13 protein-coding genes are annotated in these 15,178 nt (G+C 73.8%); 3 read left to right on the forward strand and 10 right to left on the reverse strand.

Annotation, left to right across the window (positions count from 1 at the left end; all coding sequences use genetic code 11):
- Window positions 1–7: 7 nt before the first annotated feature.
- The 6 genes from AC4BG9_RS09030 to AC4BG9_RS09055 are packed head-to-tail and all read right to left on the reverse strand — an operon-like array spanning window position 8 to window position 7,658.
- Window positions 8–1,447 carry an aldehyde dehydrogenase family protein gene (locus AC4BG9_RS09030; protein WP_490570760.1) on the reverse strand — a complete coding sequence of 480 codons (1,440 nt, stop codon included), beginning with the start codon at window positions 1,445–1,447 and terminating at the stop codon, window positions 8–10.
- Window positions 1,444–2,658, reverse strand: a complete 1,215-nt coding sequence (locus AC4BG9_RS09035) for an FAD-dependent oxidoreductase (protein ID WP_490570761.1) — start codon at window positions 2,656–2,658, stop codon at window positions 1,444–1,446. The genes AC4BG9_RS09030 and AC4BG9_RS09035 overlap by 4 nt, the downstream gene beginning before the upstream one ends.
- Window positions 2,655–3,569 carry an isocitrate lyase/PEP mutase family protein gene (locus AC4BG9_RS09040; protein WP_490570762.1) on the reverse strand — a complete coding sequence of 305 codons (915 nt, stop codon included), beginning with the start codon at window positions 3,567–3,569 and terminating at the stop codon, window positions 2,655–2,657. Before AC4BG9_RS09040 ends, AC4BG9_RS09035 begins: the two co-directional genes overlap by 4 nt.
- Window positions 3,566–5,074, reverse strand: coding sequence for an aldehyde dehydrogenase family protein (locus AC4BG9_RS09045; protein WP_490570763.1), 1,509 nt, complete (start codon window positions 5,072–5,074; stop codon window positions 3,566–3,568). Before AC4BG9_RS09045 ends, AC4BG9_RS09040 begins: the two co-directional genes overlap by 4 nt.
- Complete coding sequence (locus AC4BG9_RS09050; RefSeq protein WP_490570764.1) at window positions 5,071–6,375, reverse strand: acyl-CoA dehydrogenase family protein; 1,305 nt, start codon at window positions 6,373–6,375, stop codon at window positions 5,071–5,073. The genes AC4BG9_RS09045 and AC4BG9_RS09050 overlap by 4 nt, the downstream gene beginning before the upstream one ends.
- Window positions 6,372–7,658, reverse strand: a complete 1,287-nt coding sequence (locus tag AC4BG9_RS09055) for a flavin reductase (protein WP_490570765.1) — start codon at window positions 7,656–7,658, stop codon at window positions 6,372–6,374. The genes AC4BG9_RS09050 and AC4BG9_RS09055 overlap by 4 nt, the downstream gene beginning before the upstream one ends.
- Before the next feature lie 149 nt (window positions 7,659–7,807).
- Here AC4BG9_RS09055 and AC4BG9_RS09060 point away from each other — a divergent pair, with 149 nt between their 5' ends.
- Window positions 7,808–8,515: a GntR family transcriptional regulator gene (locus tag AC4BG9_RS09060; RefSeq protein ID WP_490570766.1), complete on the forward strand. Its 708-nt coding sequence runs from the start codon at window positions 7,808–7,810 to the stop codon at window positions 8,513–8,515.
- A gap of 21 nt (window positions 8,516–8,536) precedes the next feature.
- On the opposite strand, the gene AC4BG9_RS09065 is transcribed toward AC4BG9_RS09060, so the two are convergent.
- The gene (locus AC4BG9_RS09065) at window positions 8,537–10,189 is read right to left on the reverse strand and encodes a carbon-nitrogen hydrolase family protein (protein WP_490570767.1); all 1,653 of its coding nucleotides are present in this window, start codon (window positions 10,187–10,189) and stop codon (window positions 8,537–8,539) included.
- Window positions 10,190–10,278: 89 nt separating this feature from the next.
- Between AC4BG9_RS09065 and AC4BG9_RS09070 the strand changes: the two genes are divergently transcribed.
- On the forward strand, window positions 10,279–11,670 hold the full coding sequence (locus tag AC4BG9_RS09070; RefSeq protein ID WP_490570768.1) for an MFS transporter: 1,392 nt from the start codon (window positions 10,279–10,281) through the stop codon (window positions 11,668–11,670).
- Between the two features lie 25 nt (window positions 11,671–11,695).
- On the opposite strand, the gene AC4BG9_RS09075 is transcribed toward AC4BG9_RS09070, so the two are convergent.
- From AC4BG9_RS09075 to AC4BG9_RS09085, 3 genes are read right to left on the reverse strand one after another with little or no spacing between them, the layout of a single operon-like run.
- On the reverse strand, window positions 11,696–12,283 hold the full coding sequence (locus AC4BG9_RS09075) for a hypothetical protein (RefSeq protein WP_490570769.1): 588 nt from the start codon (window positions 12,281–12,283) through the stop codon (window positions 11,696–11,698).
- Window positions 12,284–12,291: 8 nt separating this feature from the next.
- On the reverse strand, window positions 12,292–12,945 hold the full coding sequence (locus AC4BG9_RS09080) for an isochorismatase family protein (RefSeq protein ID WP_490570770.1): 654 nt from the start codon (window positions 12,943–12,945) through the stop codon (window positions 12,292–12,294).
- A gap of 5 nt (window positions 12,946–12,950) precedes the next feature.
- Window positions 12,951–14,165 (reverse strand): CaiB/BaiF CoA transferase family protein, encoded by a 1,215-nt coding sequence (locus AC4BG9_RS09085; RefSeq protein WP_490570771.1) that lies wholly within the window; start codon window positions 14,163–14,165, stop codon window positions 12,951–12,953.
- A 64-nt stretch (window positions 14,166–14,229) separates the two neighbouring features.
- Here AC4BG9_RS09085 and AC4BG9_RS09090 point away from each other — a divergent pair, with 64 nt between their 5' ends.
- Entirely contained in the window at window positions 14,230–15,168 is a 939-nt protein-coding gene (locus tag AC4BG9_RS09090) for a hydroxymethylglutaryl-CoA lyase (RefSeq protein ID WP_490570772.1), read from the forward strand.
- The last annotated feature ends 10 nt before the right edge of the window (window positions 15,169–15,178 follow it).

Consider the following 15,178-nt stretch of genomic DNA (forward strand, 5'->3'; position numbering starts at 1 on the left):
ACTCGTCTCAATCCCCCGGACTCGGGTACGCGGACGCGGAGAGCCCCGCCGCCCCGGCCCGGAAGGCGCCCGGCAGGTGGGTCACGCACGGCTGGACGTACTCCAGCAGCCCGTCGTCGCCGTACTCCCGGCCCCAGCCCGAGCGCTTGACGCCGCCGAACGGCGCGTGCAGCGCCATCCCCGTGCGGTTGTGGGTGTTGACGAAGGTGAACCCCGCCTCGAGCCGCTCGGCGACCTCGAAGGCCCGCTCCTCGTCGGCCGACCAGACCGAGGCGCCCAGGCCGAGCTCACCGGAGTTGGCACGCGCCACGGCCTCCTCGACCGAGTCGTAGGCCAGCACGGGCAGGGTCGGGCCGAACTGCTCGGCAGCGACCACCGGGCTGTCGTCGTGCGCCCCGAGGACCAGCGTGGGCCGCACGTAGTGCCCGTGCGACAGGTCGCCGGCCACGGTGCCGATCTCGACCACCTCGGCGCCCTCCGCGGCAGCCCGGGCGACCAGCCCGCGGACCCGTTCGGCCGACTCCGCGCTGACCACCGGCCCCATGGTGACTCCGGTGGTCAGCGGATCGCCGACGTGCAGCACGCGGTCGGCCGCCCGCACCAGGCCGGCGACCACCTCCTCGAGCCGCGACGCAGGAACATAGAGGCGCTTCAGCGCCATGCAGACCTGACCGCTGGTGGCGAACGCCGCCATCACCAGGCGCTCGTACGCCGCGTCGTCCAGGTCCGCGTCCGGCAGCAGCAGCGCGGGGTCGTTGCCGCCGAGCTCGAGCACGCTCGGGGTCAGGCTGCGCCCGGCCAGCGACGCGACCGCCCGGCCGGCGACGTCGCCCCCGGTGAAGGCCACCCGGGAGACCAGCTCGTGCCCGACCAGCGCGGTGGCCGTCTCGACCTCCCCGTGCACCACGCTCACCAGGTGCTCCGGCACCACCGCCGCCACCGTCTCCAGGAACCGGCCGACGGCGAACGGCGCCAGCGGCGACGGCTTCACCACGACGGCGTTGCCGGCCACCAGCGCGGGTGCCAGCTTGAGCGCGGCGAGCACCAGGGGCGCGTTCCACGGGGTGATCGCCGCGACCACCCCGAACGGACGGTGCCTGGTCCGCAGCCGGCCGCGGTCGTCGTCCTGGTGCCGGTCGGCCAGCACCTCGACCGCCCGCCCGGCGTACCAGCGCAGCACGGCGACGGCGAACCCGGCCTCGCCGCGGGCGTCGCCCAGCACCTTGCCGGTCTCCCGGGCGGCGAGCTCGGCGACCTCGTCGAGCAGCGGGTCGAGGGCGTCAGCGGCGCTGCGCAGCAGGGCCGCCCGCTCGGCCACCGGGGTCCTGGCCCACTCGACCTGCGCGAGCGCGGCCGCCCGGACCTGGGCGTCCACCTGGGCGGGGGCGGTGACCTCGACCGTCCCGACCACCTCGTCGGGACGGGCCGGGTTGCGGCGGGTGATCACGGCCGCGTCCCACCCACCATCGCCACCGGGCGTCCGCCCCGCAGCGAGTTGATCATCGAGGTGTTGAGCAGGTGCGCGCGCATCCTCGCCGGGTCGGCGGCCAGCGCGCGCAGCTCGTCGTGGTAGGCCCGCTGCGCCTCCGGGTCGTTCTGCCGCAGCCGCTCCCAGTTGTCGTGGGTGATGGTCTTGACGTAGGAGAGCGCCACCTGTCGCCGCGCCTCGCACGCCTCGTCCAGGTCGGCCAGCGTGCCGGCGCCGGTCAGCAGCCGCACCAGGGCGGTGGCCTCCAGGACGGCGTCGTGCAGCCCGCTGTTCATGCCCATCCCGCCGAGGGGGTTGTTGATGTGGGCCGCGTCGCCGACCAGGAGCAGGCGTCCCTTGCGGAAGGTGTCGGCCACCCGCTGGTGCACCCGGTAGAGCGTCGTGTGCAGGACGTCCCAGTCGCGGCCCAGGTCGGCGACGCCGGCCAGGCGCGCCTGGATCCGCGCCGGGTCGATCTCCACCTCGTCGGCGGTGTCGGGGTCCGTCGGGAAGAGGATCCGCCAGTGCTCGGGGGTGCGCAGGAGCACCAGCCACTCGTCGGGGTCGAAGACGTAGTTGACCGCCGCGACGCCCGGCAGGATCGAGGCCAGGTCCTCGGTGGTCGAGGCCACCAGGAAGCGCTCGGGGTAGGTCATCCCGTCGAACTCGAAGCCGGCGCTCTGCCGCACCGCGGAGCTGGCGCCGTCCGCGCCGATCACCCAGTCGGCGGTGAACACGTCGCCGGCGTCGGTGGTGACCCGCGCGCCCTCTTCGAGGGTCTCGGCCCGCACCACCCGCTGGGAGAAGTCCACCCGCACGTGGTCCAGCTCGCCCAGGGCCGCCAGCAGGATCGGGGTCAGCTTGCTCTGCTCGCACTGCACCCGGAACGGGAACCGGGTGTCCTGCGCCAGCACCCCGAGGTCGAGGTCGGCGATCGGACCGGTACGGCGGTCGCGGTACTGGAAGCCGGTGGAGACGAGCCCGCGCTCCATCAGCGGCTCGAGCACCCCGAGGTCGTCGAGCATCTCCAGGCTCGGCGGGTGGTAGGTCGAGGCGCGGGACTCGGCCGCCAGGCCCTCGCCGGCCTCCAGCACCCGCACGCCGATCCCGGCGCGGGCCAGGACGAGGGCCGCCGTCAGGCCGACCGGCCCCGCGCCGACCACGATGACCGTCTGCTGGTCGTCACTCATGCTTCGCTCCTCACACCGGCCGCCACAGGGGCGGCGTAGCGCTGTTCGTCGTCGAGCAGCCCGGGCAGTCCGACGAGGTCGTTCAGCTCGGGCCAGGCCAGGCGGTCGACCCGCCCGGAGTGGCCGGTGGCCAGGATCTGTTCCATGGTGCGGCGCACGGCGTGCGCCGCGGCCAGCAGCGCGGAGACCGGGTGGATCACCAGCCGCACGCCGACCTGGTGGAGCTCGTCGTCACCGGGGCCGGCGTCGATCGCGCCCCCCGCCTCGGACCGGTTGTAGACCTGGGGGATCCGGTGGCCGCGGGCATCCAGGGCGGCGGCGACCTCACCCAGCTCGGCGAGCCCGGCGCCCTCCACGAAGACGGCGTCGGCGCCGGCGTCGGCGAAGGCCAGGCAGCGCTCCACCACCGAGTCCAGCCCCTGCACCGAGAGCGCGTCGGTCCGGGCCACGATCACCAGGCCGGTCCCTGCCTCGACGGCGGCCCGGACCCGGCCGGCGGCCTCGGCCACGTCGACCACCGACTTGCCCGCCAGGTGCCCGCACCGCTTGGGGGACTCCTGGTCCTCCAGGTGCAGCCCGGCGATCCCGGCGGCGGCGTAGGCCCTGGCGGTCTGCTTGGCCTGGAGGGCGTTGCCGTAGCCGGTGTCGGCGTCCGCGAGCAGCGGCACCCCGCCCAGGGACGGCATCAAGGAGGCCGCCCGGTGCGCGATGTCGGTGCCGTGCACGAAGCCGAGGTCGGGGGCCCCCAGGTCGACCGCGGAGACCGTGGCCCCCGAGAGGCAGACCGCGGAGGCACCGGCCCGCGCGGCCAGGGCCGCGCTGACGGCGTCGAAGACGCCGGGGAGCCGGACCACCGTCGGACCGTCGAGAAGGTCCCTCAGCCGCTGGCTGGAGGGAGTCGCGCCAGTCATCTTCCGTGCAGCGCGAAGCCGCCCTCGACGCCGACGACCCGGGCACAGGTGAAGATCCGGATCGTCTCGGTGGTGCCCTCCTCGCCCATCCCCGAGAGCCCCCAGGCCGGACGCGGCGTCATCAGGTGGAGGCTCATGATCGTGGAGCCGTTCACCTTGACCTCGCCGGCGTGGACCTGGCGGGCCACCGCGAGCGCCGCCTCGGTGTCGGTGCCCACGACGTAGCCCTCGAGGCCGAACGGCGTGTCGTTGGCCAGCGCCACCGCCTCGTCCAGGTCGGCATAGGGGTGCACCGTCGCGACGGGTCCGAACATCTCCTCCTCGGCCGCCTCGGCCGGCACGCCGGTGAGCAGCGTGGGGGCCAGGAAGTTGCCCTCCGACGCGGGAACCGGCGTGAAGGAGTGCTCGGTGCCGCCCGCGGCGACCCGGGCCGCGATCTCGGCACGCAGGCGGGCCAGGTGGTCCGGGTGCACGATCGGCCCCAGCTCGGTGGCCGGGTCGAGCGGGTCGCCGACCCGGAGGTCGGCCAGCCGGTGGCCGATCCGCTCGAGCAGGTCGTCGGCCACCTCCTGCGGCACGACCAGGCGGCCCAGCGCCCGGCACCACTGGCCGTTGAGCGTGGTCAGCAGGTCGGCCGCGGCACGCGCCGCGTCGTCGACCTCGGCGTCCGGCATGACGACGAGCGGGTTGTTCCCGCCGAGCTCGAGCTGGAGGGCGGTGAAGTTGGCGGCACAGGCGGCGGCGATCGCGCGACCCGCGGCCAGCCCGCCGGTGAACGAGACCGCGCGCACCCGCCGGTCGTTGACCAGCCGGCCACCGACCGACGCCCCGCCTTGGAGCAGCTGGAACGCCCCGGGGTCCACCTCGTGCTCGGTCAGCACCCGGTTGACCACGCGGGCCAGCTCGGTGGTGCCCCAGGGCGCGTACTCGCTGGGCTTGAGCATCGTCGGCGCACCGGCCGCGAGCGCGGAGGCGATCTTGTGGGCCGCCATCGGGGCGGGGGCGTTCCACGGCACCAGGCAGAGCGCAGGACCCAGCGGGAGCCGGTGCACCTCGACCGGGTGACCGGACTCGCCGACCTGGGTCTCCAGCAGCACGCCCGCGCGCAGCATCTCGGCGGCGAGGTGGAAGGCACCGGGGACGATGACGCCGACGATGCTGGTCTGCGAGATCGGCACGCCGGTGGCGAGCGACTCCAGCGCCGCCAGCCGCGGCAGCTCGGCCGCGAGCGCGCCGCCCACGGCGTCGAGGATCTCGGCCCGCCGCTCCACCGGGACGCCGCTCCACCCGCCGGTGACGTGCACCCGGTGCGCAGCCGCGAGCGCGGTCTCGACGTCGCTCTCGGTGCTGGCGACCGCGTCGCCCAGCGCCTCGCCGGTGAAGGGGTCCACCAGTGCGAGCCCCAGCAGGTCACCGGGCGCGGACCAGACGCCGTCGACGAGCTGCTCCACGGCCGGGACCACCAGGCCGGTGCGTGCCACCGGGCTCACCGCCGTCTGGCTCATGCGCGCTCCCCGGCCGGCTTCTGGAAGCTGTCGGTCGTGGTGAGGCCGGCCCAGCCCTCGTTGTCCACGATCATCTTGGCCAGGTCCAGCTTGCCGCGCTCCGCCGGGAACGCCTGCACCAGGCCCATGGCGGTGTCGCGCACGGCCCGGCCGGTCGTGTTGCCCATCAGGGCGCCGGAGGTGCCGCACATCTTCAGGGCCGCGAGGGCGACGTCGTGGGCGTGCTCGCAGATGGCGCCCTTCGCGAGCTTCCAGGACTGCACGACCTCGTTCTTGGGCAGCAGCGGCGGGTCGCTGGCCTCAAGGTCGACCTGACGGCGCAGCCACAGGTGTGCCTCGGCCAGGTGCCGCTCGCCGTCCCCGATGATCACCTGGTGCATCGGGCTGGACGCGATCGGCTTGCCGGTGTCGGCGAAGGTGGCCCGCATGGTGCGATCGAGCGCGAAGGTCCACGCGCCCTGGGCGATCCCGGCGTAGATGGACGCGATGGCGATCTGGTTGCCGACCCAGGAACCCCGTGACATCTGGGTGGCCCGGGTGAAGGCGCCCGGCACGGCCAGCGCCAGCTCGTCGGGGACGAAGCAGTCCTCCAGGACCAGACCGTTGTTGTCCGAGGCGCGCATGCCCAGGCCGGTCCACGGTGCCCGCGGGCGGGCACCGGCGGTGGCCCGCGGCACCAGGAAGAGCGTCAGCGCGTCCAGCCCCTCGACGTCGTCGCGGCGAGCCGTCACCAGGTAGTAGTCGGCCGACCCGGAGAGGCAGCCGAACGACTTCTCGCCGTTGAGCAGCCAGCCGCCCTCGGTGCGGGTCGCGGTGGTGCGGATCAGCACGTTGGCGTTCGAGGCCTTGACCGCCTCGCTGGCGAAGTTTCCGATGGCCTTCTTCTCCGTCCCCATCAGGTGCAGCACCTTGTGCGCGAAGGCCCGGACCGCCGGGATCTCCTCGTCGCTGTAGAGGCCGGCGTCCAGCGCCGCCAGGGGAAGCATGCCTCGTGAGGAGGACGAGCAGTGGAAGAAGAAGGCAAGTGCGGTGGAACCGCACACGGTGCCGAGGGCGTAGGTCGTGGCCGCGAGGTCGCGCAGCCCTCCCCCCAGACCACCGAACTCCTCGGGCACCACCAGGCCGAGCAGCCCGGCGTCGCCGAGCAGCTTGATGTGCCCCTCGGGCAGCGCACCCGCCTCGTCGGCGGCCTCGGCGGCCGCGGCGATCGTCGGGAGCACGGACTCGACGCGCCGGGCCCGCTCCCGCTCCGCGTCGGTGAGGTCCGGGAACACGAGCTCTGCGGTGGTCTTCGACGTCATCCTGCTGCTCCTACGATCTGGGGGCCGCTGGGCTCTGCCAGCGACGGCGGGGTCAGGGGGGTGGGGGCGCCCGCACGGAGGTCCCGGGCCAGGAGCGTCAGGGCGGCGGAGTCGACGGGGGTGTGGACGTCGACCTCCTCGAGGAGGCGGATCAGGTCCTCGGTGGCCACCGCCCCGTCGATGCCGGCGAGGGTGGTGTCGAAGTGGCGCACCCCGCTCTTGAGGGCGATGATCGCCTTGACCAGTCCGAGACGGTCCCGGTCGTGCAGGCCCATCCGCAGCGGCACGGGACGCGCCAGCGCCACCGCCTCCTGCAGGAAGGCCCGCACCCGCAGCGGGGTGGCGGCGCCCGCCGTGTCGGGGACGGCGATCTCGAGCACGCGCAGTGCCGCGAGCCGCTCGACGGCGTCGAGGACGGCGTCGAGGCGCTCCGGGGCGAACGGGTCCAGGATCCGCACGGCGGCGCGGGCGGCGATGCCGTCCAGCGCCGCGAGCAGCTCCTCGGTCCGGCCGGGCTCCGCGGGGTCGAGCGAGAGCTCCACCGTGCTGACGCCCGCGGAGAGGACGAGGTCGGCCTGGGCCCGGTCGGCGACCAGCACGCTGGCGGTCTCCAGCGGCAGGGTGCGGGGCACCATGGCGCCCGCCTCCTCGAGGCTGGCGGCGCCCGTCAGGTCGGCCACCCGCACCCGGGCGCCGGCGGCTGCCACGCCGGCGGCGACGTGGGCGATCTCCTGGTCCCGCGCGGCGGCTGCCAGGCCGCTGACCACGCCGGAGTCGGAGAGGGTCGCCAGGTCGGGCAGCACGTCGGCGAACTGGCCCCAGCCGCGGGCGTGGAAGAGCAGGGGGGCCGAGCGACGGGCCGCCCTCGCCCCGACCACCTCGCCCACGAAGATCGTGTGGTCCCCGCCCGGGTAGGCGTGGACCACCCGGCAGTCGAACCAGCCCAGCGCCGAGTCGAGCAGCGGCACCCCGGTCTGGTCGGTCGACCACGTCTCCCCGCCGAACCGGTCGGCGCTGTCGTCCAGGCCCGCGAACCGCCTGCCCACATCGGTCTGGTCCTTCGCGAGGACGTTGACGCCGAAGATCCCGCTCGCCGCGATCAGCTCGTGGGAGTAGAGCGTCTTGGTGAGGCAGATCGAGACCAGCGGCGGCTCCAGGCTCACGCTGGAGAACGAGCTGGCCGTCATCCCGTGCCACGCACCGTCGCCCGACAGCGTCGTCACCACGGTGACTCCGCTGGGCCACTGGCTCATGACGTCTCGGAACGTCGTCGTGTCGACCATCTCGGCACCTCCTGGGGACAGAATATACGATATCTGTTTTTGAAGCGAGGGGGTGTCGGGGGATCATGGAGGCGGATCCGGGGCTGCGGAATATATGATCGACGCCGGTGGCTGCCGGAGCACCACACCTACGTTCTTGGGAGCACCAGATGAGTCCTCGAGTCAGCGCTGCCAAGGGAGTCCGTCCGATCGAGCACCACTCGCTCGTCGACCGCGTCACCGACGAGCTGCACCGCGCGATCCTCAACGGCGACCTCGCCCCCGGCTCCACCGTCTCGATCGTCGACCTCTGCCAGCGCTTCGACATCAGCCACATCCCGGTGCGTGAGGCTCTGCGCCGTCTGGAGAGCGAGGGCGTGATCAGCCTCCGGCCGGGTCGGTCCGCCCTGGTGGCGTCCCTGACCAGCGAGGAGCTGGCCAACATCTACGCGCTGCGCAAGCTGATCGAGGGCGACCTGATCTCCCGCGCCGGCAAGGAGTTCTCCGAGGAGCGTCTGGCCGAGGCCGAGGAGGCGCTGGCCGAGTACATCGGCATCGAGCGCGAGCCCGCCGCCCTCGCCGCGAAGCACCACGCCTTCCACGAGGCCGTGCTGCACGACGCGATCGGTCCCGCCGACGCCAACGTGCTGAGCCTGCTCTGGAAGGCCTCCGACCGCTACCTGCACCTGCTCATGCAGGACCTCGACCACCACCCCGAGACCCAGCAGCGACGCATCGACGAGCACCGCGAGCTGCTCGACCTGGCCCGGGCGGGCAAGTCCTCGCAGCTGCGGGAGGCCTGGATCGCCCACCTCGAGAGCACCGAGACCGCGCTCCTCGACGCCCTGGCCGCCCACGAGGCCGCGGCCGCGGGCTGAGCCTCCGGCGCGGGCCCGGCGCTACCGGACCAGCGCGTCGAGCAGGCGCCAGGGACGACCGTCGACCACGTCGGTGCCCCTGCTGACGAACCGGTTCGTCGCACAGGCGGGTCGCAGGACGCCGGTGACCAGCGAGCCCTGGGCCTCGATCGGCTCGGGACGGCTGATCACGCCGGCGAACGGGTTGCGCCAGGCACCCCACAGGGTGAAGTCGGCCGAGAGCGGGATCAGGGCGGCCCCGCCGAAGCGCCCGGCCCGGGCGGAGACGGCGAGGTTCAGCCGGTTCTCCGCCGCCCGCTCCAGCAGCAGCAGGTCCAGGTCGTGCGGCTCGGCCACGGTGAACGGGACGGCGACCACGTCGGCGTCGGCCAGCGCGGCGAGCCGGAAGGTCTCGGGGTAGAGCGCGTCGTCGCCGACCACCACCGCGAGCCGGCCCCAGGGCACCTGGTGCACCACGACGGCCGGGTCGGGAAGCGCCGGCTCCGGCAGCTCGCCGTGGCGGCGGCTGCGGTGCAGCGCCGGCTGCACCAGCTCGACGCCGGCTGCCGAGACCACCACTCCCACATGCGCGCCGCGGGCGTCGAGCACGCTGGTGACGACCAGGGTGCTCGTGCCCGCCAGGGCCTGGCTCAGGGCCTCGGGCGTCAGGGCGGGGTCGACGTGGCCGCCGGCGAGGCCGTCGGCGTGCGCGGCGAGCTCGGGCAGCACCACCAGGTCGGCACCGTCGGCGATCGCCGCGGCCACCAGCGCCGCGACGTCGTCGTCCGGGGACGGCGAGAGGGCGCAGGCCCGGATCTCCTCGGCCCCCGCCGGCGCGCGCCGTCCGTGCGGCTCCGCGGCCAGGGGCGCGTACGCCGCCGGGCGGCGCGCAGCCATCACGTCCGTGCCGTCCGGGCGAGCCTTGTCGTCGGCCAGGGACAGGTCGATGTCCGCCACGACCACGGCCTCGCCGGTGCGCGGCCCGATCGCCACCACGGTGCCGTCGGGGGCCACCACCTGGCTCTCCCCCGCGCCGTGCAGCCGGTCGACCGGGACGCCGACCTGGGCCGCCACCTTCTCGATGCTGTGCTCGGGGACCAACGGGCCGACCTTGTTGGCCGCGACCACCCAGACCTTGTTCTCCGCGGCCCGCACCGGCACGTGCAGGGACGCCTCGTCGAGGGCGAAGGAGTTGAGGCTGTTGAGCAGCAGCTGGGCGCCCTCGACGGCGAGCGTGCGCGGCGTCTCGAAGATCACCCCGTCCATGCAGGAGTAGAGCCCGACCCGGCCGATCGAGGTCTCCACGACGCCGGCCCGGTCGACCGCTCCGTCGAGGTGGTCGCGCTCGGAGCCCATCAGCACCTGCTTGTCGCTGACCGCCAGGACGGCACCGTCCGGCCCGAAGAGGAGGTTGCTGCCCGCCACGCGCCCGTCCTCGCGGGCCAGCGTCACGTTGGCCATCAGGTGGATCGCGTGCTTGCGGGCCCGTTCGGCGAGGGCGGCGACGAACTCGCCGTCGAGGCTCTCGGCGTGCCGGCGGGCGTGCTCGCGGTCGGCGTACCAGGAGACGTGGTTGCCGAACTCCGGCAGCACCACCACCTCGGCGCCCTGCGCGACGGCGCTGTCGATCATCCGTAGCGCGGTCTCGAGGTTGACCCCCGCGTCCTCGCCCACGGCGTACTGCACGGCGGCCACACGCACCATCCTCGGCACCCCAATCCATATATCTTGTACGATTCTCCCATCCTAACGCCGGCCCCCGGCGCTGAGCAGAGGAGATCGTCGTGACGGACATCCAGCCAGACGAGCCCCTGCTCCACCAGGGGGGCACGGCGCGGCTGCGGGTGCACGCCCGTGGCGACGTGCAGGAGGTCGACCTCGACCGCGACGCGCCGTTCGGCTGGTGGCCCGCGATCGCCATCGCCCTGGTCGCCTTCATCGACCGCGTCGAGATCAACCTGATCGCCGGCGCCCTGCCCGTGATCCAGGACCACTTCGGGTTCAGCGACACGGTGGGCGGCCTGATCCCGACCGCGGCCAGCATCGCCGCGGCGGTGCTGCTGCTCCCCGCCGGCCGCCTCGCCGACCGGGCCCCCCGGGTGGGGACGATCGTCATCGTCGTGCTGATCTGGTCGCTCTGCTCGGTGCTCAGCGGCCTGGCCACCACGTTCCTGATGTTCTTCATGGTCCGCATCGCCATCGGCGCCGCCGGCCAGCTCTACAACCCGCCGGCCTCCAGCCTGCTGGCCGACTACTACCCCAACCGCAGTCGCGGGAAGGCGTACGGCTTCGAGCGGGCCGGCTACTACATGGGGCTCCCCGCCGGGGTGATCATCGGCGGGGCCGTCGCGGAGGCCCTGGACTGGCGGGCGGTCTTCTTCATCGCGGCCGTGCCCGGCCTGTTCATCGCCGCCCTGATGCTGACGGTGAAGGAGCCGGTCCGCGGGCTCGGCGACACCATCGACCGGCTGCGCGCCCAGCGCGTCGGCGTCGCCCCGCCCGAGTCCGAGGCCCACGTGGACCTCTCGGCCTCCAGCGCCAGCCTCTTCGCGGACGCCAAGGAGCTGCTCCGGATCCGCACCCTGCGCGGCGTGATCCTGGCCCAGGCGATGCTCGCCCTCGGGGTGGCCGGGCTCTTCTACTGGCTGCCGACCTTCCTCGAGCGGCTCGAGGACCTCGACACCGACACCGCGTCCGGCCTGGCGGGCGGGGTGGGCGGCACCGGCATCGTGATCGGCATCATCATCGGCTCCCGGCTCGGCGACCGGCACGAGTCGGAGGGGTGGCGCATCAAGCTCTCCACCGTCTGCCTGCTGGTGGGCGCGATCGGCCTGAGCCTGGCGGTGCTGCTCCCCGGGGTCGGGCTCCGGATGGCGATGGTGGCGCTGGCCTGCGCCGGCTTCGCCGGGGCCATGCCCAACCTCACCGCGGCCGCCGCCAACGTGGTCCCGGCCGCCAGCCGCGGCATGGGCTTCGCCCTGCTCCAGTTCCTGACGACCCTGGGCGGCGCCTTCGGCCCGCTGCTGGTCGGCGCGATGTCGGACGTGACCGGCTGGATCGGCTACGGGATGCTCTTCCTGATCCCGCCGCTCTTCCTCTCCGTGATCTTCCTGTGGCTGGTGCGCGGCTCCTACGACGCCGACGCGGCGCGGGCCTCGGGGTCGTTCACCGGGTGAGCCCTGCCGCGCCGCGCGCGGGCGGTCAGCGGGTGTGCACGACCGCCGGCCCGGCGACGTCGGGCACCGGGGTGCCGGCCGGGACGTCGGCCCAGCGCCGGGCCTGCGGCCACAGCACGTCCACGTCGGTGTCGAAGACCAGGCCGGCCGCCGAGGCCAGCCCACGCAGGGTGCCGACCAGGCCGTCGCGCGGCCCGCGGTCCAGGGTCTCGTCCGCCGCGAGCACCTCGGCGGTGCCCGGCTGCTCGGCCTCACCGTCGGCCCAGCCGCCACCCGCGCCGGAGAACCACACCACCGCGCGCGTGCCGTCGGCGGTGGAGGTGGCCGACCGGGTGGCGTGCGGCTGGACCACGAGTGCCTGACCGACGCCGCACGTCAGCCCGCTGATCCTCAGCGCGCCGGAGAGCACCACCATCTCCTCGCCGGCGGGCTGGTGCCCGGTGGCCTCGCGGCTCCACCCGTCGGGGAACTCCACCAGCACGGTGCGGGTCCCGGCCGCGGCGTCGGCGCCCAGCATCACGATGCCGGCCGGCTGGGCGGCGCCCGCGATGGCGTGCTGACCGCGCACCAGCTCCTCGGAGTCGAGGTCGACGACGGTGACGGGCTGGCTCATGCGGGCTCCTAGAGGGTGGTGAGATAGTCGAGGACGTCGGACTCGGAGACGACGTCGGCGTACTTCGCGTCGAGGTCGAAGAGGTTCTGGTCGTGCGCGGCGGCGTCCCGGTCACCGCAGGCCTCACGGACCACCAGCGGGCGGAACCCGTGCTGCAGCGCGTCCAGGGCGGTGGCCCGCACGCAGCCGCTGGTGGAGAAGCCCACCACGATCGCGGTGTCCACGCCCGAGGCCCGCAGGGTGCTGGCCAGGCTGGTGCCGAAGAACGCGGAGGCGTACTGCTTGGTCACCATCGTCTCCCCGGGCAGCGGAGCCGGGTCGGGCGGAGGTTCGATCCACTCCGAGCCCTCCTCGAAGGCCGCCAGGCCGGGGACCTTGACCGCGAACCAGCCGGCGTCCCGCCCGCCGGGTGCCAGCACCACCCGGGTGAACACGACCGGACGCCCGGCGGAGCGGGCCGCCGCGACGACCCGGGCCGCGCTGGCCCGGGCCGCCTCGAAGCGGCCCTCGCCGTCGCTGAACGGCCCGCCGGCCAGGTAGGCGCGGCAGACGTCGACGACCACAACCGCCGGGACCCGGCCGGGCCCGATCCTGCTCGCGAAGCCGACCGAGGCGTAGTCCTCGGCGCGCCCGTCGCCTGCGCCTGCACCCGTGGGCGTCATCGGAGTCAGATCACTCCGCGCTCGGCGAGACCGGCGCGCTGCTCGACGCTGAGACCGAGCAGGTCGCCGTAGACCTCGTCGTTGTGCGCCCCGAGCGCCGGTCCGGTCCACCGGATCGAGCCCGGGGTCGCCGACATCTTGGGCACGACGTTCTGCATCCGCAGCTGGCCGAAGGTCTCGTCGGGGACCTGGACGATGGCCTCGCGCGCCTGGAAGTGCGGGTCGCTGATCATGTCCTCGGCCTTGTAGATGCGCCCGGCCGGCACCCCGCCCTCGTGCAGCAGCTTGAGCAGCGTGTCGGCGTCGTACCGTCCGGTCCACTGCGAGATGTGGTCGTCCAGCTCCTGCTGGCGGTCCCCCCGCCCGACGTGGTCGGCGTAGACGCTGCCGGGAGCCGAGAGCTCGGGCTCGCCCATGAGCGCCGCGAGCCGGCTGAAGACCGAGTCCTGGTTGGCCGCGATCAGGATCAGCTGGCCGTCGGAGGTCGGGTAGACGTTGGACGGCGCGACGTTGGGCAGGATCGCGCCGGTGCGCTCACGCTGGTACTTCTGCACGTCCCACTCGGTGACCGTCGACTCCATCATCGCCAGCACCGCCTCGTAGATGGCACTGTCGACCACCTGGCCCTCGCCGGTGACGTCGCGGTGCCGCAGTGCCGCCAGCGCCCCGATGCAGGCGTGCATCGCCGCGAGCGAGTCACCGATCGAGATGCCGGTGCGGGAGGGCTGCCGGTCGGGCTCGCCGGTGATGTAGCGCAGACCGCCCATGGCCTCGCCGATCGAGCCGTAGCCGGCCCGTCGCGAGTAGGGGCCGGTCTGCCCGTAGCCCGAGACGCGGACCAGGATGATCCGCGGGTTGACCTCACGCAGCCGCTCGTAGTCCAGGTTCCACTTCTCCAGCGTGCCCGCGCGGAAGTTCTCCACCACGATGTCGGCCGTCGCGACCAGTCGCAGGAAGAGCTCCTGCCCCTCCTCCTCGCGCAGGTTGAGGGTGACCGAGCGCTTGTTGCGCCCGACCACCGGCCACCAGAGGTAGGCGCCGTCCACGCTCTCCCGGCCCCACTTGCGCATCGGGTCGCCCGTGCCGGGCGACTCCACCTTGATCACGTCTGCGCCCTGGTCGCCCATCAGCGTGGCGGCGAACGGCCCCGCCAAGAGCTGACCCGCCTCGATCACTCGGACGCCGGACAGGGACCCCGTTGCTTGCACCGCACTCTCCATGGGTGGATCATATATCCGATATCTTGTAGTCGACAGCAGCAGTCTCTTCGAGGAGTGGGCAAACGTGCCGCAAGAGCAGAACCGTGCAGCTGTGGTGGAGATCGTCGAGGTGTCCCCGCGCGACGGTCTGCAGAACGAGCGTCGGGTGCTCCCGACCGGCACGAAGGCCGAGCTGGTCCGGCGCAGCATCGCCGCGGGCCTGCGGCGGATCGAGGTCACCGCGTTCGCCCGGCCCGACCGGGTCCCCCAGATGGCCGACGCCGAGGCGCTGCTGGCCGAGCTGCGCGACGAGCCCGGGCTCAGCCGGATCGGCCTGGTGCTGAACCGACGGGGCCTGGACCGGGCGATCGCCGCGGGCTGCGACGAGATCACCGCCGTGGTGGTCGCCTCGGACGGGCTCGCGATGCGCAACCAGGGCGCCGACACCGCCGCCCAGCTGGAGTCCTGGCGCACGATCGCGGCCGACGCCCGGTCGGCCGGCCTGCGCACCAGCGTCATCATCGCGGCCGCGTTCGGCTGCCCCTTCGACGGTGAGGTCGCCACCGAGCGCGTCCTGGAGGTCGCCCGGGGCTGCCTGGACGCCGGTCCCGACGAGCTCGCGATCGCCGACACCATCGGCGTCGGGGTCCCGGCGCAGGTGAGCGAGATCGTCACCGGGTTGCGCGCGCTGGACGCCGACGTGCCCCTGCGTGCCCACTTCCACAACACCCGCAACACCGGCTACGCCAACGCCGTCGCCGCGGTCGCCGCCGGCGTCACGGTGCTCGACGCCTCGGCGGGAGGCATCGGCGGCTGCCCCTTCGCCCCGGGAGCCACCGGCAACATCGCCACCGAGGACCTGCTCTACCTGCTGGCCCGCAGCGGCATCGGCGTCCGCTCCGAGCTGGCCGGTGGCCCCGACCCGGCGCAGGTCGCCGCGACCGGCACCTGGATCGCCGAGGAGCTCGGCCTCCCCCAGGCGCCGGCGATGCTCGGCCGCGCCGGCTGGTTCCCCTCCGCCTGATCCCCCCCGA

Source organism: Nocardioides sp. Z40_12 (genome assembly GCF_058215795.1).